Here is a 24331-nt window from a genome sequence, read left to right as displayed (position 1 = left end):
CCGTACTCTGTTTAATTTGAATTTGACAGGCGTTTAACTGCCGTTTGTAAAGCCCAGCTGTACCCGTCGGCGCCTAATCCGCAGATGACGCCAACAGCAATATCAGACAGATATGAGTGATGACGGAAAGTTTCACGGGCATGCACATTACTGAGATGCACTTCGATGAAAGGGACACTTACCGCCAGCAATGCATCACGCAGGGCTACGCTGGTGTGCGTAAATGCGGCAGGATTAATAATAATGAAATCCACATTGCCTTTTGCCTCATGAATACGGTCAATCAACTGATATTCCGCATTCGATTGCAGGTGACTCAGTTTCACATTAAGTTGCTGTGCGGTCTGGTCTAACTGGCGGGTAATATCCTGTAGTGTCATGTGACCATAGGTCTCAGGTTCACGGGTTCCCAGCAAATTAAGGTTCGGACCTTGCAGAACTAAAATATGAAAGTTATCAGCCATCGTGTAGCTATCTCCTGCAATAATAAAGACATCGCGTAAAATACTCTCCCTGTAATCATTTGTCACCCATTCTGGTGAAAAAGAGGTGCTATTGCAGGGGGATTTTTTTAAGTATACCTGTTTCGTCGCAATTCGCCGCACAATAGTCGTTTTATCTGCGAAGTTTAGTTACTTGTCACTCTGCGGAGCTTTTTAACAGAAATTAGCGTAAGAAGCCAATCAGATAATTTCAAAGGTGAGTTTTTCGCAGTAATTTCCGGGAACGCAAGACACAGAGTAACAGCGCCAGTGTCAGCCAGATAAAAGGTTGCAGGGGCCAGGCTTTCACTGACCACAGATAATGCAGCGGCACCAGAATTGCCGGCAGATAAATACAATTATGCAGTTGCTGCCAGCGTTTTCCCATCCGCCGTTGTATTCTGTAAAAGGATGTCGCGGCCAGTAATAACAAGACGACCCAGCTGAGCATCCCGAGGGTCAGATAGGGGCGGCGAATAATTTCCTGAGCCAGTAACGCTAAATTACCGCTGCCAAGTTCAAGAAAATAGTAGCTGAGCAGATGCAGGGTAGCCCAGGCGAAGCACCATAATCCGATAAGCCGCCGGCAGCGCAACAGCAGAGGCTGGTGAAACCAGCGGGACAAAGGGCTGATCAGCAGGGTGACTGTCAGGAGTTTTAACCCGGTCAGCCCGGTGAATTGCTGAATGTCTTTTGCCGGGTCGGCACTGAATGCTCCGGCACGTACCGCCAGCAGCAGATAGATAAACGGGCTAAAAGCAAGAAGATGTAACAAACCTTTGACGATCAGCAATTTTACAGACGCTTTGCGTTCCCGGTTCGCCATTAAAAGTTTCTCCGTAAATCCATGCCCTGGTAGAGACCGGCCACTTCGCTGGCATAGCCGTTAAACATTCGGGTTGGCTGGCGGGTGACATCGAAAAGTCCGCCAGCACCAATAACGCGCTCAGTTGCCTGTGACCAGCGAGGGTGATCAACATGCGGGTTAACGTTGGCATAAAAGCCATACTCATCGGCAGCCAGCAGGTTCCAGGTTGTTGGTGGTTGTTCACGGGTCAGGCTGATTTTTACTATCGATTTAATACCTTTAAAACCATATTTCCACGGAACGATCAGTCTGAGTGGTGCACCGTTTTGCGGGGGCAGGGTTTTCCCGTAGACACCGGTGGTTAATAAGGTCAGCGGATGCATGGCTTCATCCAGTCGCAGACCTTCCACATAAGGATACTGCAGTCCGGCACTGTTCAGCCCCTCCCGCTGGCCGGGCATCTGCTGTGGATCATACAGGGTCTGAAAAGCGACATATCGGGCATGGCTGGTGGGATCGGCGAGTTTAAGCAGTGAGGCCAGACTGAACCCTATCCATGGTACGACCATTGACCAGGCTTCAACACAACGCATGCGGTAAATCCGTTGTTCCATCGGGAATTTTTTAAAAATATCTTCCATGCTGAGGGTGACGGGTCTGGATACCTCACCATCGACAGTGATTTGCCAGGGGGACGTTTTAAAATGGCTGGCGTTAGCTGCCGGGTCAGCTTTATCCATCCCGAATTCGTAAAAGTTATTATAACCTTCGACCTTATTCTCCGGCGTCAGGGGTAATCCAGCCTGCCATTCGGCGGGAGACGAAAAATCTATCGGGCGGGTATCGGTTACCGGCGAAGGGGGCGCAGATAAACCCGTAAGCCAGTCGGACAGCCCGGCCCTGGCGGTCGCGGGGAGCGTCAGGGCTGCACCGCTGATCCCCAGTATTTTCAGCAGCTCACGACGGGAACGATTAAATACCTGTTCGGGAGTAACGTCCGATTCTTTGAAAGGATTTCGCATCGTCAGGGCTTCCTTTAGGAAAATTCAGGTGGGCATAAGGTATTTATCAGCGGTGGTACTCGCCGGGACAGTATTTATCCTATCCTCAATGTCCGGGGCTGTGAAAACGAATAGTGTAAAAAAAATGTATTTGCCACGGACTATCACTGTTTCGCTGGCAGCAATGTGGTATTTTTGTCCGAACATTCGCCCGGAGTGGTGAATGTCTTATGGACATTGTCTCAGGGAGCACATGGATGCGTTCAACAGCCCGCCTTACCGCTGTGATTACTTTCGTCAGTATGCTGGCGATGCTACTGATGTTATCAGGGTGTATTGCCAGTTTTCTATGGCTGAATAAAGAGAGAATTAAGCATCAGTTTAATACACTGACAACCTCCGTGGATCAGTCCTTGTTTAACCATACCCCGGCAGAAATGGAGCCATGGCTGCGTGGCATTATGCCGGTCGTCAATATTGAAAAGCTCGAGTTATATGATGGTAAGCAGGCGGTACTTTCCCTGAGCCGTCATGAAGTTCCGCTGGTTGAAGATACGCCCAATCAGTTTTACTCTTTTTCTGCCCCGTTGCTTTACCATCCTTCTCTGACATTGCGTATTGCGATGCTTAATCCGGCCTGGACCTGGCTGCGTTCGTTTATCGGAATATCAACATTTGTCTTTATGGGTATTGTCGTGCTGGTGATGTCTGTATTACTGGTGTTATTGCATTTCTGGTTACTGCGGCAGTCAACGGGTGTTGCCTTACTCGAAGCCCGTACCCGGCGGATATTACAGGGAGAACGTTCTGCGGGAGTGAAAGGGGATCGCGGAGAGTGGCCAGCAGGTATTGGTCAGGCGCTGGACCGTTTATTACAGGAAATAGAGCAGGCCGGGGTCCGGCGGGCAAGGATTGACAAGCTTATCCGTGAATTTGCATCACTGGATACGGAAAGCGGTCTGCATAACCGGCTGTTTTTTGATAATCGTTTTGCCACCTTACTGGATACACAGGAAGAGGCCAGTGACCATGGCTGTATCATGATGATTCGGTTTTCCGAAGCTGATTTGCCCGGCACAGGAAACTGCGGCCAGGATGATAATCAGCGGCTGTTCGAATTTTTGCATGGGATATCGGCTTTGCTCTCCTGCTACCCCGGAGCATTACTGGCCCGCTATTTTCAGCAGGATTATGCGGTACTGCTGCCGCATCGTTCACTGAAAGATGCTGAAAGCATTGCGGCTAAGTTACTGACTGCGGCAGACGCGCTGGTGCCTCTGCATCATTATGATAAAGAAGATTTTATTCATATTGCGATCAGTGACTGGCGGCGTGGTCAGTCAGTAGCCGGAGTGATGGAGCAGCTACATATCGCTATGCGCAGGGCAACGCTGCTGGGCGGGAATAACTGGGCTGTGGAAGAAAGTCATGCCGTCGCTATGGGCCGTGGCAGCGTACGCTGGCGGACATTGCTCGATAAAACCTATCAGCAGGGCGGGCCGCGATTATATCAGAAAGCGGTGACTGACTTGCAGGGAAAGGTGCACCACCGGGCGCTTCAGGGACGGATTAAAGAAGATAAAAAATATATTTTAGCGGCAGAGTATATGCCGCTGGTCTGCGATATGGGGATGGCTGCCTGCTGGGATCGTCAGTTGCTAACGAAGATCATTAGCTTGTCTGCGGCGGGCAAACCAGAGGCATGGTCATTCCCGCTGACAACAGATGCTTTGTTACAGGGTTCTTTTGTGCAATGGCTGTATAAGATGCTATTACATGTCCCCCAGCCGCAAAGAAAACACTTTTTATTTGAACTTGCTGAAGCAGATGTCGGTCAACATATTTGCCGGTTACTGCCTGTTTTGCGTGGACTGACAGCCTTCGGGTGCCGGATTGTGGTCAGTCAGGCCGGGCAAACACTGGTCAGCAGTGCTTATTTACAGCAGGTGAAACCAGAGATCGTCAAACTGGACTCCGGGCTGGTACGTAATATCGACCGGCGTCCTGAAAATCAGTTACTGGTCAGCAGTCTGGCAGAGAGTTGCCTTTCCAGTTCGACATTAGTCTTTGCTACCGGGATCAGGACACAGGAAGAGTGGCTGACGCTGGTAAATTTAGGGGTTAGCGGTGGACAAGGTGATTATATTGCGCCACCCTTACCGGTTAAATTTGTACATCGTGATAACTGATAAAAAAGGCAGCCGGAGAGCGGAATAGCCTGCTGAGCAGGGATTTGTTTTCTTCATTGATGAATTCAATGTCCGCGCAGAATAGCGATAGCCAGTAATTAAACACTAAATGTTAGATTTTGTTTCTGACATGAGTCAGTGGTAAATGTGTCTGTCCGAAAAATGTCGGGTTTACAGTGTTGTGATGAGCGTTGTCATAGCCGATGATAACAGAAATCTACAATTGATTATTTTTTCACCGGAGTCGAATGTTTTTGCGCCTTGTGGCAGCTCCGAGTGGTTGGTAAAGTAAGCGGATTTTATTTTCCGCCCCCAGCTTGCAGGATTACCCCTTAGTATGTTTAAAAAATTTCGTGGCATGTTTTCTAATGACTTGTCCATTGACCTGGGTACCGCCAATACCCTGATTTATGTAAAAGGACAAGGCATCGTGCTGAACGAGCCTTCTGTGGTTGCTATCCGTCAGGATCGTGCCGGCTCGCCAAAAAGTGTTGCAGCTGTTGGCCAGGAAGCTAAACAGATGCTGGGTCGTACACCTGGTAATATTGCAGCGATTCGCCCGATGAAAGATGGTGTGATTGCAGACTTTTTCGTTACCGAAAAAATGCTTCAGCACTTTATTAAACAAGTGCACAGTAACAGCTTTATGCGCCCGAGTCCGCGTGTACTGGTCTGTGTGCCTGTAGGAGCAACCCAGGTTGAACGTCGCGCTATCCGTGAATCGGCATTAGGTGCCGGTGCCCGTGAAGTCTTCCTGATAGAAGAACCTATGGCAGCGGCTATCGGTGCCGGACTGCCGGTTTCTGAAGCGACTGGTTCCATGGTCGTGGATATCGGCGGGGGGACCACCGAAGTCGCGGTTATCTCTCTGAATGGTGTTGTCTATTCGTCATCAGTCCGGATCGGGGGAGATCGTTTCGATGAAGCTATCATCAATTATGTCCGTCGGAATTATGGTTCACTGATTGGCGAAGCGACCGCCGAACGCATCAAGCACGGGATTGGTTCTGCATATCCGGGCGACGAAGTTCTGGAAATTGAAGTTCGTGGCCGTAACCTGGCAGAAGGTGTTCCCCGCGGTTTCACCCTGAATTCCAACGAGATCCTCGAAGCATTGCAGGAACCGTTAACCGGTATCGTCAGTGCAGTCATGGTGGCACTGGAACAATGTCCGCCGGAACTGGCTTCTGATATTTCAGAACGGGGTATGGTCCTGACAGGCGGTGGTGCACTGTTACGGAACCTGGAGCGCCTGTTAATGGAAGAAACCGGTATCCCGGTTGTGGTGGCTGAAGATCCGCTGACCTGTGTCGCGCGCGGTGGGGGTAAAGCTCTGGAAATGATTGATATGCACGGCGGGGACCTGTTCAGCGAAGAGTAATCCTTGCTGGCAGAGCTGTAATGTTTTGGCTGGCGTTTTTCGCCGGCCACGTTGCTCTTTATGTACACCCAATGATGACGTGTCCAGCCTAAGGGAGTGCAGGCTAATCGCACTCCCTTTATATTTGTCGAGGAACACGCAGGATTTATGAAGCCGATTTTTAGCAGAGGACCGTCTCTGCAGTTACGCTTAGTATTAGCAGTAGTTGCTGCGATAGCGATCATCATCGCTGATAGCCGTATGAGTTCTTTCCGCGAGATCCGCAGCTATCTTGATACTTCGGTAAGCCCGTTTTACTTTCTGGCTGATGGCCCGAGACGTTTTCTGGATGGTGCTGCTGAAACCTTTGCCTCACGGCAAATGCTGGAACAGCAAAATACCGCATTACGCCGGGAACTGATGCTGAAGAATAGCCAGTTGCTGCTGCTGGATCAGTATAAAGAAGAAAATATCCGGCTGCGGGAGCTGCTCGGTTCCCCCTTGCGTCCGGGTGAGCGTAAAATGATTACTCAGGTGATCTCCGCCGGGGCAGATCCTTACAGTGACCAGGTGATCATTGACCGGGGCAGTGATAGCGGGGTTTATGAAGGTCAGCCGGTGATTAGTGATAAAGGCGTCGTCGGTCAGGTGGTCTCTGTCGGAAAATTCAGCAGCCGGGTGATGCTGATTTGCGATGCATCCCATGCTTTACCGGTTCAGGTATTACGTAATGATGTCCGTGCTATCGCCTCCGGGACCGGGTGTTCAGAAAGTCTGCAACTGGAAAATATGTCCGGTACCCCTGATATCCGGGTGGGTGATATGTTAGTCAGCTCCGGGCTGGGCGGGCGTTTTCCTGAAGGGTATCCGGTGGCCGTTGTCTCTTCGGTAACAGTGGACACCAGACAGGCAGCAACAATTATTCAGGCCAGGCCGACGGCCGGGTTACAGCGTCTGCGTTACCTGTTGTTGCTGTGGGGCGCGGGTGATACAGACAGCAATTTAGTAACGCCGGAAGCGGTACATCAGGCGGCGGATCAGCGACTGATGCAAATGATGCCACAGGTACTGCCACCGGCAGGTGAAGCAGGTAAGACGGCCACCAGTGATTATTCAGCCGGCACCGGCAGCACCAGCACCACGCCATCAGCAGATACTGTGCGTGGAGAACGTCCTTGAGCAGCCGTTACCGCAGCCAGGGCCGCTGGGTCATCTGGCTATCTTTTATTATTGCTCTGATGCTGGAAGTGATGCCGTGGCCGGAGCAAATTTATATGTTCCGGCCATCATGGGTACTGCTTATTCTGCTGTACTGGGTACTGGCTTTACCCCACAGAGTGAATGTGGGGACGGGTTTTTTCCTCGGGGCGGTAATGGACCTTATTGTTGGTTCGACCCTCGGTGTCCGTGCACTGGCATTAAGTCTGGTCGCCTATCTGGTGGCTTACAAATTTCAGCTATTCCGTAATCTCGCCCTCTGGCAACAGGCCTGTATGGTGACGGTATTGTCGTTGTTTGTCGATGTCGTGGTGTTCTGGGCAGAATTTATGGTCAGCGATGTTGCCTTTCGTCCGGAAATTTTCTGGGGTGGGCTGGTTAACGGTATTCTCTGGCCGTGGTTATTTTTGCTGATGCGTAAAATTCGTTATCAGTTTGCTGTTCAGTAAGGAACCCTATGCACAGCTTATATCTTGCTTCCGGTTCTCCGCGGCGTCAGGAACTGCTGGCCCTGTCAGGGCTTACTTTTGCTCGTTTAGTGACTGACGTTGAAGAGTGCCGTCATCAGGACGAATCTCCGCAGGATTATGTGTGTCGTTTGTCGGTCGATAAGGCACAAGCCGGTGTCCGTATTGCACCGCAGGACTTACCGGTGATTGGCGCGGATACCATCGTAGTGACTGAAGGCAGAGTGCTGGAAAAGCCACGTGATGAAGTCCATGCCCGACAGATGCTGGCGATGCTTTCTGGAAAAACGCATCAGGTGATAACGGCGGTTACTGTGGCAAACCGGAAATTTTCTCTGACCAGTAAAGTCATTACTGAGGTTACCTTTCGTCAGCTCAGCACGGAAGATATTGATCAGTATATTGCCAGCGGAGAACCGATGGATAAAGCCGGTGCTTATGGCATTCAGGGCAAAGGGGGGCGCTTTGTCCGCTCTATCGCTGGCAGTTATCACGCGGTAGTCGGACTTCCGTTGGTTGAGACGGAAGAATTACTCGGGCAGTTACAAAAGTTAGCGGCGGAAAAGGATAATCATGACGGCTGAATTACTTGTAAATGTGACTCCTTCGGAGACACGGGTTGCCTATATTGATGGCGGTATCCTGCAGGAAATCCATATTGACAGGGAATCCAAACGGGGGATAGCGGGTAATATTTATAAGGGCAGGGTCAGCCGGGTGTTACCTGGTATGCAGGCGGCATTTGTTGATATTGGTCTGGAAAAGGCGGCATTCCTGCACGCGTCGGACATTATGCCCCATACTGAGTGTGTTGCCGGCGAAGAACAGAAAAAATTTAATGTCCGTGATATTGGCGAACTGGTACGCCAGGGACAGGACCTGATGGTACAGGTGGTGAAAGATCCGCTGGGTACCAAGGGTGCACGGCTCACCACGGATATAACCTTACCGTCGCGCTATCTGGTTTTTATGCCAGGGGCTTCTCATGTCGGTGTTTCTCAGCGCATAGAAAGCGAGCAGGAACGGGAGCGGCTGAAAAATGTCGTTGCAGACTATTGTGACGAAAACGGCGGTTTTATTATCCGCACGGCGGCAGAAGGCGTCGGTGAAACAGAGCTGGCGCGGGATGCGGCATTCCTGAAACGGCTGTGGGGTAAAGTGTCTGAGCGCAAAAAAAGGAATCAGACCCGTTCGTTACTTTACGGTGAGCTGGCGCTGGCACAGCGGATCTTGCGCGATTTTGCAGAAGCAGAATTAGATCGTATCCGTATCGACTCGCGTCAGACCTACGAGCTACTGCTGGAATTTACCGCAGAATATATGCCGGAAGTGACTCAGAAACTGGAACTGTACAGCGGTAAGCAGCCAGTATTTGACTTGTATGATGTCGAGAACGAAATCCAGCGGGCGCTGGAGCGTAAAGTGGAGCTGAAGTCCGGCGGTTATCTGATTATCGACCAGACTGAAGCCATGACCACCATCGATATTAATACGGGAGCATTTGTCGGCCACCGTAATCTCGAAGAGACGATTTTTAATACCAATATCGAGGCGACACAGGCTATTGCCCGCCAGCTACGGTTACGTAACCTGGGGGGGATTATTATTATCGACTTTATTGATATGGCAAACAGCGAGCATCGTCGTCGCGTGCTGCACTCCCTGGAGGGGGCTCTGAGCCGTGACCGGGTGAAAACCGGTATTCATGGCTTCTCTGCGCTGGGACTGGTGGAAATGACCCGTAAACGTACCCGCGAAAGCCTTGAGCATGTGCTCTGCGGACAATGTCCCTCCTGTCAGGGGCGAGGTTCCGTCAGAACGATTGAAACCGTGTGTTACGAGATTATGCGTGAAATTGTCCGCGTACATCATGCCTACGATACGGACCGCTTCCTGGTGTATGCTTCACCGGCGGTGGGTGAGGCATTAAAGAGTGAAGAGTCTCACGCACTGGCTGAGCTGGAAATTTTTATCGGCAAACAGGTCAAAATTCATGCCGAACCACTGTACACCCGCGAACAGTTTGATGTGGTTATGATGTAATCTTCCCTGATCTGACGGGGGAAGTATTCTCCGCTGGCGGGGGGATGTTAAGCCGCTGATCGGCTATACTGCAGGACGGGCAGGGATATCTGCCAGCCATATTGGTTGTGTATTGTCGGATTCGTGTACTGAGTGCATCTCAAGGAGAATTGTGTGAGGCGTTTGCCCCGGATATTATCGCTGATCGTTGCTGCGCTGATAGTGATTGTTGCGTTGCTGATCAGCGGATTACGTATCCTGATGCCTTATATGAACGACTACCGGCCCCGTATTATGTCAGTTGTCTCTGCCATCACTGACAGCAACCTGAGCGCCGGTGAACTGACCGGACGCTGGGAAAACTTCGGCCCCGCCATCGAAATCAAAGATCTGCACAGTACCCTTGATGATGGCACCGAACTGGAAGTCTCTCATGTCCGGCTGGCACTTGATGTCTGGCAGTCATTACTCCATGCCCGTCTGCAATTCCGTGACCTGACTTTCTGGCAACTGCAACTGACGCTTCCTGCTTTACCCGCCACCTCCTCTGCCGGCAGCGGGCATCTGGCTTCCGAACAGCTGAATAACCTTTTTTTGCATCAGTTTGACCACTTTATCCTGCGTGACAGCAGCGTTACCTTTCCCGCCCCGTCCGGGCAAATAGTCAAACTGGCCATCCCCAGTCTGACCTGGTTTAATGAGCGTAAACGGCACCGTGCTGAGGGTGAAGTCAGCCTGAGCAGCTTTACCGGACAACATGGTGTGGTGAAAGTCAGGCTGGATCTGCGGGATGTTAAACAGACCATTGATAATGGCCGTATCTGGTTACAGGCGGATGCAGTTGATGTAAAACCCTGGCTGGGGCGCTGGATGCATGACAACACAACACTGCAAACTGCAAAATTCAGCCTGAATGCCTGGGTGACTTTAAAAGATGGCGTTATGGATTCAGGAGATTTACTGCTGAGTAAAGGCAGTGCCCTCTGGCAGGCAGGACCTCAGCAGCATCAGTTAACGGTTGATAATCTGACCGCACATCTGTCCCGGTCCGGTCCTGGCTGGACTCTGGCGATCCCTCAGACGGGGCTGGAAACGGATCAGCAGCGCTGGCCGCAGGGGCTTTTATCCTTATACTGGCAGCCTGAAGGGAACAATCTGCTACCGGCGGCAGATGCCTCTGAAATCAGGTTACGGGCCACGCATCTTGATTTACAGCGTCTCGCACCACTGATGCCACTGGTTTCTCCGCTGGCACCTGAGCTTGCCGAACACTGGCAGGCACTGCAGCCTCAGGGCAGTGTGGATAGACTGGCGGTCGATTTTTCGTTACAGCATCCGCAGCAAAGCCGTTTTCAGGCCAGCTGGCATGATCTGGGGTGGCAGCAATCCCAGTCAGTACCAGCGGTCAGCGGACTATCAGGTAGCGGCAGTGGCAGTTTCGATAATGGCCAGCTGACGATTGCCGGGGGACCTCAGAATATCACGATAGGGGATATGTTCCGCGCACCGCTTGAAATGCAGTCTTTTTCCGGGGATCTGACGTGGGATACCCGGCAGGGGAATTTGTTGCTGGACGGAAAAAATATGAAAGCGGTTGCCCGTTCGGTTAACGCGGGTGGTGATTTTCGTTATCAACAGTCGGCCAAAGGGCAGCCGCGTCTGGATATCCTGGCGGGCATCAGTGTGTCTGATGCCGGAGATGCCTGGCGGTATTTTCCCCATCATCTGATGGGGAAAGGGCTGACCGATTATCTGAGCGGGGCGATTAAAGGGGGGAATACCCGTAATGCGACACTGCTTTTTGCCGGTAATCCCCATGATTTTCCGTTCAGGCATAACGAAGGGATGTTTCAGGTCAGTGTACCGTTACGTGATGCCACCTATGCCTTCCAGCCGGACTGGCCGGCGCTCAAAAACCTGAATATCGACCTTAATTTTTCTAACGACGGTCTGTGGATGAAAGCACCGCGGGCACAGCTCGGTAACGCTGTCGCGACGAATGTCACCGCAGATATTCCGGACTACAGTAAAGAAAAGCTGATTATTAATGGGGATATCTCCGGCAGCGGCAGCGATATCCATGACTATTTTAAACAAACGCCGCTGGAAACATCGCTGGCAGCAGCCTTAGCTCAGTTACAGATTAAAGGTGATGTCAGCGGCCATCTGAATCTGGATATTCCGCTGGACGGAAAAGCGGTGACAGCCACCGGAAATGTGGTATTTAACCACAATGATTTATTTATCCGGCCCCTGAAAACCACCCTGAAGAACCTGCGTGGTAATTTCCGCTATAACAATGGCGCATTAAGCAGTGATCCTGTTCAGGCGACATGGTTTGGGCAGCCAGTGACTTTCAGTTTTTCCACTCAGCAACAAAAAGACGACTTTACCGTCAACGTCGGTCTGCAATCTGTCTGGTCTCCGGCAACATTAACGGTACTGCCGGATGTTCTGCGCTCACGACTCAGAGGACGTTTTCCGTGGCAGGGTAACGTGGATATTCGTTTACCCTATCACGGTGAAGCCAGCTATAAAGTGAATATCAGCGGCGATGCCGGTGGTGTAAGCAGTCACTTACCTGCTCCGCTATCGAAACCAGCTGGCGGTCAGTTCCCGTTTTCGGTTAACGTGACGGGTGACCTGCAGAGTTTTATTCTGAATGGCAGTGCCGGTAACGCTCAGCGTTTCACCAGCCGCTGGCTGCTGGAGCCGGAGCTACGACTTGAGCGCGGAATCTGGAAAAATAATACCACTAAGATCCCTGCGCTACCTGCCACAGGGGCGATGGTACTGAATTTACCGCCACTGGAGGGTGAACAATGGCTGTCATTATTCGGCAGTAATCACCTGTCATCCGCGAAATCAATACCATCTTCAGTGCCAGCTGTCGGACAGCTGAAACTGCCGGGGAATATAGAGTTACATACACAGTCACTGAATCTGGGCGGGCAGTATTGGAATGATCTGACGGTCTCCCTGTCACAGTCAGTTGCGGGGAATACACAGGTTACAGCTTCGGGTAAAGAAATTCGTGGTCAGTTACGGATAAACCAGCGTCAGCCATGGCAGCTGGATCTGAATTATCTGTATTACAATCCGCAGTCAGTATCAGGGGCGCTGTTGAATCGTCAGGATACAGATACCCCGGCACTCAATTTCAGCCAGTGGCCAGCTCTGCAGATGAATTGCCAGCAGTGCTGGTTTGCCGGGCAGAATTTTGGCAGAGTTGCCGGTCGCCTGACCCCCTCAGGAAGCAAGTTAGTACTCACTAATGGCCAGGTAGATTCCGGCCAGGCCCGGCTGAAGATCAGCGGAGAATGGGACAATATTCCGGGGGCTCCGCGTTCGGCCCTTAAAGGTCAGCTGAGCAGTAAGGATATTGGTCAGACCAGTCAGTGGTTTGGTGTGACTACCCCGGTCAGGGAAGCTCCTGTGACTCTTGATTATGATTTACACTGGCGGAATGTCCCCTGGAAACCGGACATTTCAAGCCTGAGCGGTATACTGAAGCTGAACACTGGTAAAGGTGTGGTTGAAAATATCAGCACCGGCAGAGCCGGTCAGTTACTGCGGCTGGTGAGCGTGGATGCATTATTACGTAAACTCAGCTTTGATTTTAAAGATACTTTCAGCAATAAAGGCTTCTACTTTGATTCGGTCTCAGGCACCGCATGGATTGAAAACGGGGTATTACAGACTGACAATTTGCTGATCGACGGGCTGGAAGCGGATATTGCTATGCAGGGCAAAGCTGATTTTGTCAGACGGCGCTTAGACTTTGAAGCGGTGGTTGCGCCTGAACTTTCGACCTCGGTCAGCGTGGCTACTGCATTTGTGATCAATCCGGTGGTTGGCGCGGCGGTATTTGCCGCCAGTAAAGTACTGGCGCCGCTGTGGAATAAAATTTCACTGCTACGCTATCATATTGGTGGCACGATGGACGATCCGCAAATAGAAGAAGTACTGCGTCAGCCACGGTCTGAGAAATGACTCAGATTTGACGACAGAGCAGAATTACAGCAGGCTATATCTAAACGCGATAATACGAGTGAGAAACGATGACACTGAGTCTGGTAAGTGAGCACCTGCTAACTGCTAATAACATTACACAGCAGGATCTATTTTCCCGGTTAGGCCAGCTTTCAGAACGCCGTCTGGATTATGCCGACCTTTACTTTCAGTCGAGTTACCATGAATCCTGGGTACTCGAAGACGGTATTATTAAAGACGGATCGTGGAATATCGATCAGGGTGTGGGCATCCGTGCCATCAGTGGCGAAAAAACCGGTTTTGCTTATGCCGATCAACTGACGCTGAAAGCACTGACCCGGAGTGCAGAAGCTGCGCGCAGTATTGTCCGTGAAGCGGGTAACGGAAAAATAAAAACACTGGCGAAAGTGGATCATACTCCGCGCTATCCGGTACTGAATCCGCTGGATAGCCTGACCCGTGATGATAAAATAGCCTTATTACACCGGGTGGATAAGGTCGCCAGAGTAGCTGATCCGCGGGTACAGGAAGTCAGTGTCAGTCTGACAGGTGTTTATGAACAGGTACTGGTGGCTGCGACTGACGGTACTCTGGCGGCAGATATTCGCCCGCTGGTCAGATTGTCGGTCAGTGTACAGGTCGAGGACCAGGGTAAACGTGAACGTGGTGCCAGTGGTGGTGGTGCGCGTACCGGTTATGACTTTTTCCTTGCCGACGAAGACGGGGATGTCCGTGCCGATGCCTGGGCAAAAGAGGCGGTCCGTATGGCTCTGGTCAACCTCTCGGCAATCGCCGCACCGGCAGGTACCTTGCCGGTAGTACTGGGTGCAGGATGGCCGGGAGTGCTATTGCATGAAGCCGTAGGCCATGGTCTGGAAGGCGACTTTAACCGCCGCGGAACATCGGTTTTTAGCGGGAAACTAGGACAGCAAGTGGCCTCAGAACTCTGCACTATTGTTGATGATGGCACCATGTCCGGACGCCGTGGCTCTCTGGCCATCGATGATGAAGGCGTACCTGGTCAGTATAATGTACTGATTGAAAACGGTATTCTTAAAGGTTATATGCAGGATAAGCTGAATGCCAGGCTAATGGGTGTGTCACCGACCGGTAACGGCCGCCGTGAATCTTATGCGAATTTACCGATGCCACGGATGACCAATACTTACATGCTGGCAGGGAAATCAACGCCACAGGATATTATTGAAAGTGTTGAATTCGGGCTGTATGCGCCAAACTTTGGTGGTGGTCAGGTAGATATTACTTCCGGTAAATTTGTATTCTCGACCTCTGAGGCGTACCTGATCGAAAAAGGAAAGATTACTTCACCTGTCAAAGGGGCGACCCTGATTGGTTCCGGTATCGAAGCGATGCAGCAGGTTTCGATGGTCGGTAATGACCTGGCGCTGGATAAAGGAGTTGGTGTCTGCGGAAAAGACGGGCAGAGCGTACCGGTTGGCGTAGGACAACCGACATTGAAACTGGATAAACTGACCGTCGGCGGGACCGCCTGAGCAGCGTTTGCTCTCTGAGGCTGACCCGTAGTGCTGATAAAGTGATGCGGGTCAGAGTCTGGCACGATATTCCTGATACTTTACTGCCATTTCCCGGAAGTATTCTGTCAGATAATCAATACATACCTGTACTTTCAGGGGTAATTTGTCCCGTTCGGTGAACAGCGCATAAACAGGGCGGGGTTCCGACTGATACCGGGGATACAGGATCTCAATTTCACCGCGTTTGATTTCATCAAGTACCCACATCAGCGGCATATAAGCGATCCCCGAACCGGCTTTCAGCCAGCCAATCAACGTCAGGGGATCATTGGTCGCAAACCGTCCTTTCGGCGACATCTTCAGGTGATGACCGTCGGGGGCTATCAGCCTGAATTGGTTATAAGGCGAAACACTGTATTCCAGCCAGACAAAACGTTCTAATTCTTCGGGGCTGGCCGGTAAATTACGCAGTTCCGGAAAATGTGCGGATGCACAGAGTACCATTGGCATACTTCCCAGCCGTCGTGAGAATAAAGCCGAATTCTCCAGTTTGCCGGCTTTGATCACTAAATCCAGCCCATGAGCAATCAAATCCGGAGAAGGGTTACCGGTGATCAGATTAACGCTCAGTCCCGGGAAGTCATTCAGCAGTTTGGCTGTCATCGGTGACAGTACGTTCCGGGCCATGGTAGTGGTACTGCCGATACGCAGCATACCAATTGGCGTGTTATTAAACGCATAAATTTGCTCATGGACCTGCGATGCCTCGTTTAGCATCCGTTTGCAGCCCTGATAATAAATCCTGCCTGCTTCGGTTAAACCAATACTGCGGGTACTACGGTTGAGTAATTTAACCTGTAAGTCATCTTCCAGTTTCGCGATTGTCTGGCTGACTGAGGAAACACTTTGCCGGAGCTGACGAGCCGCGGCTGTGAAGGACCCCAGGTCGACAACCTTCGCAAAAACTGACATACCTTTTAACCGTTCCATTATTAACTCTGACTTAAAAGTGATTTATGTCACATAATGTAGAAAACTAACTATCAGACACGTTACTATAATGAGATCCGGTCGATAATTTATGTGCTTACCGTAACTTCTGAAATTATACGAATCCATGTGTTCTGACACAGGCTTGTGGTTAACCTGCCATCAGGCAACGTTTGCTCTGATGTTAACGACTATCGGTTACTGGTTGGCCGGGTGTAAGATATTTATTCCAAAGGATTTAAAATGAGTGTGCATCCGGTTTTAGTCGTTTTTGGGCTATCTTTTCCGCCTATTTTTGTCGAGCTGATCCTGTCATTGCTGCTGTTCTGGGTAGTGAAAAGGATCCTCACACCCAGCGGGATCTATGATCTTGTCTGGCATCCTTCTCTTTTTAACACAGCGCTGTATTGCTGTGTCTTTTATTTTGTCTCCAGTTTAATGGTCTGAGGTTTCAGTGAAAACGCTTATAAGAAAAATCGCACGCTATGGGATAACCCTGATTCTGGTGATTGTTGCCATTATTATTGTCTTCAGGGCATGGGTTTATTACACCGAATCCCCCTGGACCAGAGATGCTAAGTTTGCGGCAGACGTGGTGGCGATTTCACCCGATGTCACCGGCCTGATTACGGATGTTAATGTGCGTGATAACCAGTTTGTGAAAAAAGGTGATACGCTATTTATCGTTGACCGTCCGCGCTTTCAGGAAGCCTTAGATGAAGCTCAGGCGAATGTGGATTACTACCAGGCCGTGGTCAGTGAAAAACGCCGTGAGGCCGCACGACGCAATAAAATAGGGACTCTGGCGCTGTCTAAAGAAGCCGTAGAGCAGGCGAATAATGATCTGCAGACCAGTGAGCATCAGCTGGCTCAGGCAACGGCTGCCCGTGATTTGGCGCAGATAGACCTGACGCGTACTGATATCCGGGCGCCCTCTGATGGCTGGGTGACCAACCTGACGGTATACGGTGGTGAATTTATCAGCCGTGGCTCGGTTGCTGTTGCACTGGTGAAAGCTGACTCTTTCTATGTCCTTGCATATATGGAGGAAACCAAGCTGGATGGGGTTAAACCGGGCTACCGCGCCGAGATTACTCCGCTGGGAAGTAATAGTGTACTGCGGGGTACCGTAGACAGTATTGCTGCCGGGGTCACCAATAGCAGCAGTACTGTCGATTCAAAAGGGATGGCAACGGTTGATTCGAACCTTGAATGGGTCAGGCTGGCTCAGCGTGTACCGGTCCGTATCCGTCTGGATAAGCAACCCGGTAATCGTTTTCCTGCAGGAACCACTGCGACAGTCGTTGTGACCGGTGATAAAGATCGTCCCCATGAAAAACCTTCTTTTGTATCAGATATGCTGAACAGATTAAGAGAATTTGGTTGATTGGGGGGGCTATGGTTCAGTATCTGCGTTTCCCGGTTAAGCTGACTTTCGCCATCCTGTTAGCGCTGATGCTGGGCTTCTATTGTAATTTAGAAACCCCGCGCTGGGCGGTAATGACAGCCGGAATTGTGGCCGGCGGACAGGCCTTTGCGGCAGGGGGTGATCCTTATTCAGGAGCCCTGAGACACCGTGGGGTATTGCGGATTATCGGTACTTTTATCGGTTGTATTGCCGCCCTGACCATTATGATTTTTACCGCACAGGCACCGGTGGTGATGCTGATGCTTTGCTGTGCCTGGGCAGGACTCTGTGTCTGGCAGTCATCCCTTATTCGAGCCGAAAATTCTTATGCGCTGGGACTGGCAGGTTATACGACCCTGATTATTGTGGTGACAGTGAATGCCAGCGGTACACTGCAGCTGGTACCGCGTTTCGCCGTAGAACGGTGTTGTGAAATCATTATTGGTATTGTCTGCGCCATCCTGGCGGACATGATCTTTTCTCCCCGTTCGATAAAAAAAGTTATCGACCAGGAAGTGGAGTCATTACTGTTATCTCAGTATCAGTTGCTGCAGTCAGGGGTCAGACATAACAGTAAAGAAGAACTTGATAAGGCATGGAGTACTTTGGTTCGCAGGACCAGTGCTTTCAGCGGTATGCGCAGCCAGTTACGTATGGAATCCAGCCACTGGCAAAATGCCAGCCGGCGAATGAAGATGTTACATACTCTGTCACTGACCATGATTACCCAGGCGGCAGAAACGTTCCTTATTCAGAATACCCGCGAAAACTATATTCCGGCTTCCTTCCGGGAGTTAATCGGGCAGGATGTCAGCAATATTGTCGATCTGCGTAAACAATTAAAAGAGCTCAGGCGTCTGCTGACACTGAATACTAATGCAGATATCCCGGTCACACTCAGCAGCTGGATCGGGGCTGCGTCTGAGTACTTGTTATTAATGAAAGGTATTCAGACCAACGCACGTATTAATAAAATCGAAGAAACCATCCTGCAACGGGAAGGTGAAGTTCACGTACGCTCTGCCGAAACGCATCCGGCGATGATTAACGGTATCCGTACCTTTGTGGCGACGGCCCTTGGGTCATTATTCTGGTTATATTCGGGCTGGAATGCAGGCAGTGCCTGTATGGTGATGCTGGCAGTGGTCACTTCATTAGCGATGCGTTTACCTAACCCGCTGATGCTGGCGAAAGATTTTCTGTACGGGATGTCTGTCGCAGTACCACTCGGGGCGCTGTATTATGTTTTTCTGATGCCGGGTACCCAGCAAAGCCTGTTCTTACTGTGTCTGATTATTGGTGCACTGGCATTTGTCTCGGGTATTTTTATCCAGCGCCGGCAGCTAGGCACCCTCGGGGCTTTTATCGGAACGCTGAATATCATTGTATTGAGTAACCCGATGAGCTTCGGGATTAATACCTTTCTTGATAACGCACTGGGACAGGTGATTGGCTGTTTTCTGGCAATGCTGGTGATACTGTTAATCCGTGATAAATCCAAAGGCCGTACTGGCAGAAAAATACTGAACAGGTTTATGTATGCGGCGGTTTCTGCATTAACAACTAACCCTGACAGACGCAGGGAAAATCATCTTCCCTCACTGTATCAGCAATTATTCCTGCTGCTTAATTTATTTCCCGGGGATATTAATAAATACCGTCTGGCATTAACTCTTATTATTAGTCATCAGAGATTACGTCAGGCTAATATTCCCTGCCAGGAAGAGTTATCAGAATTTCATCGTCGTCTGAGATATACGGGAGACCGGATAATTTCGTCACACGGTGAAGAAAAAAAACGTTACTATTACCAGCGGCTATTGCAGGAGTTTGATATTTATCAGCAGAAGTTACAGCAATATGCAGCACCATTATCTGTCACCGAACCGGTTCGCCGGCTGGTGGACATACTGACCCGCTATCAAAATACGCTGATTAATATCTGATATTATCTTTGCCCCCGGGCTTTACTGGCGGAGATCATTGCAGATTTGAGCATCCGAAAAAGGCCCCCCTGACAAGGGGGCTAATATGACGTTACGATGGTTCTTTATGTAATTCCCGGGGCAGCCCCGAAGAATTAACTTTATTATGATTCTTTACTGATGATTACTATTCTTGCCGACGTTCCCTGTCCGGCTACGATATTGAGGTGTTTTTATATTTACCGAAGGTAATAAATACCCTTCCTCCTGAATATCGTTATTCTATAAACAACATTGCTTACTTTTGACGTATTGATAAACCTGCTCAGTAAGATAATAACTGACGCTATTTCACAGGTGAAAATTTAACATATCTGCTTTTATTATTTGTAGATACTTGCAGTCTCGTGATAATTACCGTTCATATAGGCTTCCGTGATACGGTAGGCCGTTGCTCCCATTGCATCTGCTTTATGACTTAATTGTTCACTGATCTCAGAAGGAGAAGCGTCCAGACCACTGACAGAGATAACACCGATAGACTGCATCGCTTGTGCTTGTTCGCTGGTTACTGATTGTGCAGCAGATACACCAAACGACAGTGCGGAAAGTACACCCATCATAGCCAGACCGGCTTTTATACTCACAATTTATTCCTCGTTGATTTATTCATTTTTGTGATTCAGATCACGAAGCGCATTATAGGTCTGGTAACGTAAGAAATTAATACATTGCTAATAATGTTTTTTCAAATGTAACCGTTTACCTGATATTTTTTATAACAAATTCAACTAAAAGATGACCATGTTTTAAACAATGATGTTATTTTTACATTTAAAACATAGGCATATAACAATTTATCAATTTGTGCTGTTTGGTTGATGTGTAATGCTGGCTTCATAGTTTCCTGAGTGATTATCTCTGCAGAAAGCAGAAAGCAGAAAGCAGAAAGCAGAAAGCAGAAAGCAGAAAGCAGAAAGCAGAAAGCAGAAAGCAGAAAGCCTTTATTCCCCCCGACATCCGGCTGAGGCCGGGGGACAGAGACTCAGAGCTCTTGTTCAAACAACGTCAGAATGGCGTCGTAGAGTTTTTTCACGGTAAAGCTTCTGGAAGGGGTTACGAAAATAGTGTCATCGCCGGCAATGGTACCGAGGATCCCTTCCGCTTTTCCTAATGAATCAAGTAATCTTGCAATCAATTGTGCCGCACCAGGACTGGTATGAATAACAATCAGTGCATCGTTATAATCAATATCTAATACCAGGTTTTTGAGCGGACTGCTGGTGGTCGGTACGCCAAGTTCAGCGGGGAGACAATAGACCATCTCCATTTTTGCATTACGGGTACGTACTGCGCCGAATTTGGTCAGCATCCTTGAGACTTTAGACTGGTTAATGTTAGTAAAGCCATCGTCCTGCAGAGCAACAACAATCTCACCCTGAGAACTAAACTTTTCTTCTTTTAGCAGTGCTTTAAAAGCCCTGATTAAATCTTCTTGTTTAGAGGTGGTTCGCATAGGCTACCATGTTTGTTTAAAGAGGATCCCGCAGAGACAATTACATTATTATGCACCTGGATGAATTTTTATGCAATGCGTGGTGTTGGTATCAAGGGGCGGGATAATACAAGGCGCGGATTCTAACAAATAAAACCCTGAGAGTCCAAATTACTAAATAAGCATTTTTTCGCAGTTTTTTATATTGTAGCTGACCGAAGGATAGCGTATTCGCTCTGCTGTCTGCAGGGCGTTGACAGTGAAAATAATGGACAGTGCCGGCCGGATAAGTGGGGGTTAATCTGGATAAAAAGTCAGACAATGATGAAACAGGTCGCGGATTACCAGGCTGGGACAGAGAGTGCAGCCAGCACAGGGTTGTGACTGGCTGCTATTGAATACTAATTAGTTCACTGCCGGGGTATCTTGCGGAAATTCACGGAGAGTTACCGGGATAGTCAGTTGTTTATCGTTACGCAGCAGCCGGACCTGGACCACTGACCCCGGACGGATCTCAGCCACCTGATCCATCGTCTCCTGGGCAGAAATAGCCGGTTTGCCATTAACACTCAGCAGCAGATCGTTGGCCTGAATACCCGCCAGCTCAGCAGGCCCGCCGGGGGCGACTTTACTTACGATAATTCCTTGTATCTTATCCACTGAGTTTCCGTGACCATTAAGCGCCGGGATCTCCCGCGCCGTAATACCGATAAAGCCACGTATTACACGGCCATAACGGATGAGTTTATCCATAATCTGGGTTGCCAGTGCTGTGGGTATAGCGAAGCCGATGCCTTCGGGCGTTTCTCCGTCACTGCTTTTGTCAAAGGTCAGTGTATTTATCCCCATCAGTTCTCCGCGGGAATTAATTAATGCGCCACCAGAATTTCCCTGATTGATCGATGCATCTGTTTGCAGGAAATTTTGCCGGCCGGAAGAGCTCAGTCCTACCCGTCCTGTGGCACTGATAATGCCCTGGGTGACTGTCTGTCCCAGGTTATAAGGATTGCCGATCGCCATCACGACATCGCCGATATGTGGAATACGCTGCGAATTAATCGGAATAACCGGTAAATTGGTGGCAGAAATTTTCAGTACCGCAAGGTCAGTCATTGCATCGGACCCCACCAGCGTCGCCTCATAAAACCGGCCATCCTGCAATGCTACAATAATCTGGTCAGCATTATTAATCACATGCTTATTCGTCAGGATATAGCCTTTATTGTTCATGATCACCCCGGAACCCAGCGTGGTGATCCCGTGGCTGTTGTCGGTCTGGGTATTACGGTTATAGACATTGACCACTGCCGGAGCTGCACGCCGGACACCCTGACTGAAACTGACGATAGGTTCTTCGGTACTGGTATCTGAATGATTAACTAACGCCAGCAGGCGGCTGCCGACATGGTATTCAGGCATAGCCAGCAGTATTACCACTGCCACAATAAGGCCGATAATCACTGAACGTAATAATTTGAGTAGCATACCGATAGTATAATTGCCGGGAAAGGATGGTTAAGGATAACACGATAACAGCGGGCACAGGTATTCGCTTGTGCCCGCGTCATTTGCGTTTTTCTAACGCATTAACAGATAGATACTCTCTTTACCGCGGATCACATTTAATGCAATCACGTCTGGCTTCGTGTCGAGTACTTTTTTCAGAGCTTCCAGGCTTTGCACACGCTGGTGGTTAATACTGACGATAACATCACCGGGCCGGAACCCCGTCTGTGCCGCAGCACTTTGCGGGCTTACACTCAGTACTTGTATACCTTTCTCTTTGGCCGCTGTTTGTCCGTCGCCGAACTCAGCACCCTGTAAGGCAGGGAGTGATAATTCTTTTGTCACCGGCTGAGACGCTGTGCTCTGGTCCAGAGTTACCACCAGGTTCAGTGGCTTGCCGTCGCGCAGCAGGCCGAGGCGTACCCGTTCCCCGGGGGCACTGGTTGCTACTTTGGCCCTGAGTTCGCCAAAACCGGAAATTGCCTTATCATTGAGTGTTGTGATGATATCACCGGCTTTTATACCGGCTTTTTCGGCCGCCGAACCTGGCAAAACCTGCGCAACAAAGGCTCCGTGATTGACATTAACCCTGAACGCTTTTGCCATATCAGCCGTGAGTTCAGTACCTTTAATGCCCAACTGTCCCCGTTTTACCTGACCATATTTTATTAGTTGGTCGGCGATATTAAGGGCCATATTACCGGGAATCGCAAAGCCAATACCAATGTTACCGCCACCCGAAGCCAGAATTGCCGTATTGATACCGATTAGCTCACCGCGTAGATTCACCAGTGCCCCGCCGGAGTTACCCCGGTTAATGGCGGCATCAGTCTGAATAAAATTCTCCAGTCCTTCGATATTTAACCCGCTACGGCCAAGGGCTGAAATGATCCCGGAAGTTGCCGTCTGACCTAAACCATACGGATTACCGATAGCAACCGCAAAATCGCCTACCTGTAACTGGTCTGAATTACCGGTTTTTATCTGGGTCAGATTTTTCGGGTTGCTTATCTGAATCAGTGCAATATCTGACTGGCTGTCGCTGCCAGTCAGTTTTGCATTGTACTCACTGCCGTCGCTTAATTGCACCGTGATTTTGCTGGCACCGTTAATAACATGGTAGTTGGTCAGAATATAGCCTTTTCCGGCATTAATGATTACCCCTGATCCCAGTCCTTCAAACGGCGTGCCCTGCGGATTTTGCGGGGGTTGCTGACCATAGAATTTTTTCAGGGGGCCGGGTAGCTGAGCTGTAGCTGAAGGGGTCTGGATACCGCTTACTTTTACGCTGACCACTGAGGGTAATACCTGAGCCAGCATCGGTGCCAGTGAAGGAAGCTGCTGTCCCTGAACTTTAACCGGCAGGCTGGCATGTGCAGCAGGGGTCAGGGACAGATTTAGCCCGGCACTTAGCGTCATGGCGAGCAATAGCGGTGATAGTTTTTTCATTATGCAAGTATTCTCACGGTTAAAAGCAAAGACCAGAGGCTGAGAGCAGCAGAAAAAAACCGGGCGCCTGAAGCGCCCGGAGGATTATTTCTGGTTTACCGGGCCGCTTCTGAGTAATCCGGAAGCCCCTTCGGAGTAATCCCGCGGGATTTGTACCGGAGCCTGATCGTTATCCGCTTCAGCTTCGGTTTCCTGCCATGCAAACGGGTTTTGATCTCCGGGCAAATCCGGCAGCAGATCACTGGAACCTTTCGCCATATGCTGATAAAGCTGGCGATAATCATGGGCCATATTGTCCAGTAATTCCGCACTGCGGGCAAAATGTCCGGTCAGTTCCTTGCGATAGTCTTCCAGCTCAGATTTAGATTTTTCCAGCTCATATTGTACGTTACGTTGCTCACGTAATTTTCTGTTACCAAAGCGCATGCCGACGGCACCAATAATCAGGCCGGCAACCAATCCGATTAGCCCGTATTCCCAGGTCATAATAACTCCCCTCATTTCCGTTGTTGTCCAGGGCAC

20 protein-coding genes are annotated in these 24331 nt (G+C 49.9%); 11 read left to right on the top strand and 9 right to left on the bottom strand.

Annotated features, from left to right (window positions below; translation table 11 throughout):
• Positions 1-11: 11 nt before the first annotated feature.
• The 3 genes from aroQ to msrP all read right to left on the bottom strand — a co-directional run bounded on the left by aroQ (position 12) and on the right by msrP (position 2312).
• Entirely contained in the window at positions 12-464 is a 453-nt protein-coding gene (gene aroQ / locus JK198_RS07525; RefSeq protein WP_212707584.1) for a type II 3-dehydroquinate dehydratase, read from the bottom strand.
• A gap of 229 nt (positions 465-693) precedes the next feature.
• Positions 694-1308: a protein-methionine-sulfoxide reductase heme-binding subunit MsrQ gene (locus tag JK198_RS07520; protein WP_212710934.1), complete on the bottom strand. Its 615-nt coding sequence runs from the start codon at positions 1306-1308 to the stop codon at positions 694-696.
• Positions 1308-2312, bottom strand: coding sequence for a protein-methionine-sulfoxide reductase catalytic subunit MsrP (gene msrP, locus JK198_RS07515; RefSeq protein ID WP_212707586.1), 1005 nt, complete (start codon positions 2310-2312; stop codon positions 1308-1310). Before msrP ends, JK198_RS07520 begins: the two co-directional genes overlap by 1 nt.
• A 236-nt stretch (positions 2313-2548) precedes the next feature.
• On the opposite strand from msrP, the gene JK198_RS07510 reads away from it, so the two are divergent.
• From JK198_RS07510 to tldD, 8 genes are all read left to right on the top strand, one after another.
• The gene (locus tag JK198_RS07510; protein ID WP_212710933.1) at positions 2549-4480 is read left to right on the top strand and encodes an EAL domain-containing protein; all 1932 of its coding nucleotides are present in this window, start codon (positions 2549-2551) and stop codon (positions 4478-4480) included.
• A 337-nt stretch (positions 4481-4817) separates the two neighbouring features.
• Complete coding sequence (gene mreB, locus JK198_RS07505) at positions 4818-5861, top strand: rod shape-determining protein MreB (protein WP_025903794.1); 1044 nt, start codon at positions 4818-4820, stop codon at positions 5859-5861.
• A gap of 147 nt (positions 5862-6008) precedes the next feature.
• Complete coding sequence (gene mreC, locus JK198_RS07500) at positions 6009-7019, top strand: rod shape-determining protein MreC (protein WP_212710932.1); 1011 nt, start codon at positions 6009-6011, stop codon at positions 7017-7019.
• Between the two features lie 59 nt (positions 7020-7078).
• On the top strand, positions 7079-7507 hold the full coding sequence (mreD, locus tag JK198_RS07495; protein WP_249213077.1) for a rod shape-determining protein MreD: 429 nt from the start codon (positions 7079-7081) through the stop codon (positions 7505-7507).
• An 8-nt stretch (positions 7508-7515) separates the two neighbouring features.
• Positions 7516-8109 carry a nucleoside triphosphate pyrophosphatase gene (locus tag JK198_RS07490; protein WP_212710931.1) on the top strand — a complete coding sequence of 198 codons (594 nt, stop codon included), beginning with the start codon at positions 7516-7518 and terminating at the stop codon, positions 8107-8109.
• Positions 8099-9568, top strand: a complete 1470-nt coding sequence (gene rng / locus JK198_RS07485) for a ribonuclease G (protein ID WP_212707591.1) — start codon at positions 8099-8101, stop codon at positions 9566-9568. The genes JK198_RS07490 and rng overlap by 11 nt, the downstream gene beginning before the upstream one ends.
• Positions 9569-9721: 153 nt before the next feature.
• Positions 9722-13540, top strand: coding sequence for an AsmA2 domain-containing protein YhdP (yhdP, locus tag JK198_RS07480; protein ID WP_212710930.1), 3819 nt, complete (start codon positions 9722-9724; stop codon positions 13538-13540).
• A gap of 68 nt (positions 13541-13608) precedes the next feature.
• Entirely contained in the window at positions 13609-15054 is a 1446-nt protein-coding gene (gene tldD / locus JK198_RS07475) for a metalloprotease TldD (RefSeq protein WP_212710929.1), read from the top strand.
• Positions 15055-15105: 51 nt separating this feature from the next.
• Here the strand turns inward: tldD and aaeR are convergent, their stop codons facing one another.
• The gene (gene aaeR, locus JK198_RS07470) at positions 15106-16026 is read right to left on the bottom strand and encodes an HTH-type transcriptional activator AaeR (RefSeq protein ID WP_212707594.1); all 921 of its coding nucleotides are present in this window, start codon (positions 16024-16026) and stop codon (positions 15106-15108) included.
• 243 nt (positions 16027-16269) lie between these two features.
• On the opposite strand from aaeR, the gene aaeX reads away from it, so the two are divergent.
• The 3 genes from aaeX to aaeB are packed head-to-tail and all read left to right on the top strand — an operon-like array spanning position 16270 to position 19380.
• A complete protein-coding gene (aaeX, locus tag JK198_RS07465; protein WP_212707595.1) occupies positions 16270-16473 on the top strand; it encodes a p-hydroxybenzoic acid efflux pump operon protein AaeX in 204 nt (67 codons plus the stop codon).
• A gap of 7 nt (positions 16474-16480) precedes the next feature.
• The gene (gene aaeA / locus JK198_RS07460) at positions 16481-17413 is read left to right on the top strand and encodes a p-hydroxybenzoic acid efflux pump subunit AaeA (RefSeq protein ID WP_212707596.1); all 933 of its coding nucleotides are present in this window, start codon (positions 16481-16483) and stop codon (positions 17411-17413) included.
• Positions 17414-17424: 11 nt separating this feature from the next.
• Positions 17425-19380: a p-hydroxybenzoic acid efflux pump subunit AaeB gene (gene aaeB, locus JK198_RS07455; protein WP_212707597.1), complete on the top strand. Its 1956-nt coding sequence runs from the start codon at positions 17425-17427 to the stop codon at positions 19378-19380.
• Positions 19381-19742: 362 nt separating this feature from the next.
• On the opposite strand, the gene JK198_RS07450 is transcribed toward aaeB, so the two are convergent.
• The 5 genes from JK198_RS07450 to zapG form a co-directional block, all read right to left on the bottom strand.
• Positions 19743-20006, bottom strand: a complete 264-nt coding sequence (locus JK198_RS07450) for a YdgH/BhsA/McbA-like domain containing protein (protein WP_212707598.1) — start codon at positions 20004-20006, stop codon at positions 19743-19745.
• Between the two features lie 398 nt (positions 20007-20404).
• A complete protein-coding gene (argR, locus tag JK198_RS07445) occupies positions 20405-20875 on the bottom strand; it encodes a transcriptional regulator ArgR (RefSeq protein WP_212710565.1) in 471 nt (156 codons plus the stop codon).
• A 384-nt stretch (positions 20876-21259) separates the two neighbouring features.
• A complete protein-coding gene (gene degS / locus JK198_RS07440; RefSeq protein ID WP_212707600.1) occupies positions 21260-22339 on the bottom strand; it encodes an outer membrane-stress sensor serine endopeptidase DegS in 1080 nt (359 codons plus the stop codon).
• Positions 22340-22432: 93 nt separating this feature from the next.
• Positions 22433-23809, bottom strand: a complete 1377-nt coding sequence (locus JK198_RS07435; protein ID WP_212710564.1) for a Do family serine endopeptidase — start codon at positions 23807-23809, stop codon at positions 22433-22435.
• An 84-nt stretch (positions 23810-23893) separates the two neighbouring features.
• Positions 23894-24295, bottom strand: coding sequence for a Z-ring associated protein ZapG (gene zapG / locus JK198_RS07430; RefSeq protein WP_212707602.1), 402 nt, complete (start codon positions 24293-24295; stop codon positions 23894-23896).
• Positions 24296-24331: the final 36 nt, after the last annotated feature.

Origin of the sequence: Tatumella sp. JGM91 (assembly GCF_018257575.1) — a bacterium.
In the GTDB taxonomy this organism is placed as follows: Bacteria; Pseudomonadota; Gammaproteobacteria; order Enterobacterales; family Enterobacteriaceae; genus Tatumella; species Tatumella punctata.
The sequence above is the reverse complement of the archived record's forward strand: the minus strand, read 5'-3'. Positions and strand labels throughout refer to the sequence as shown.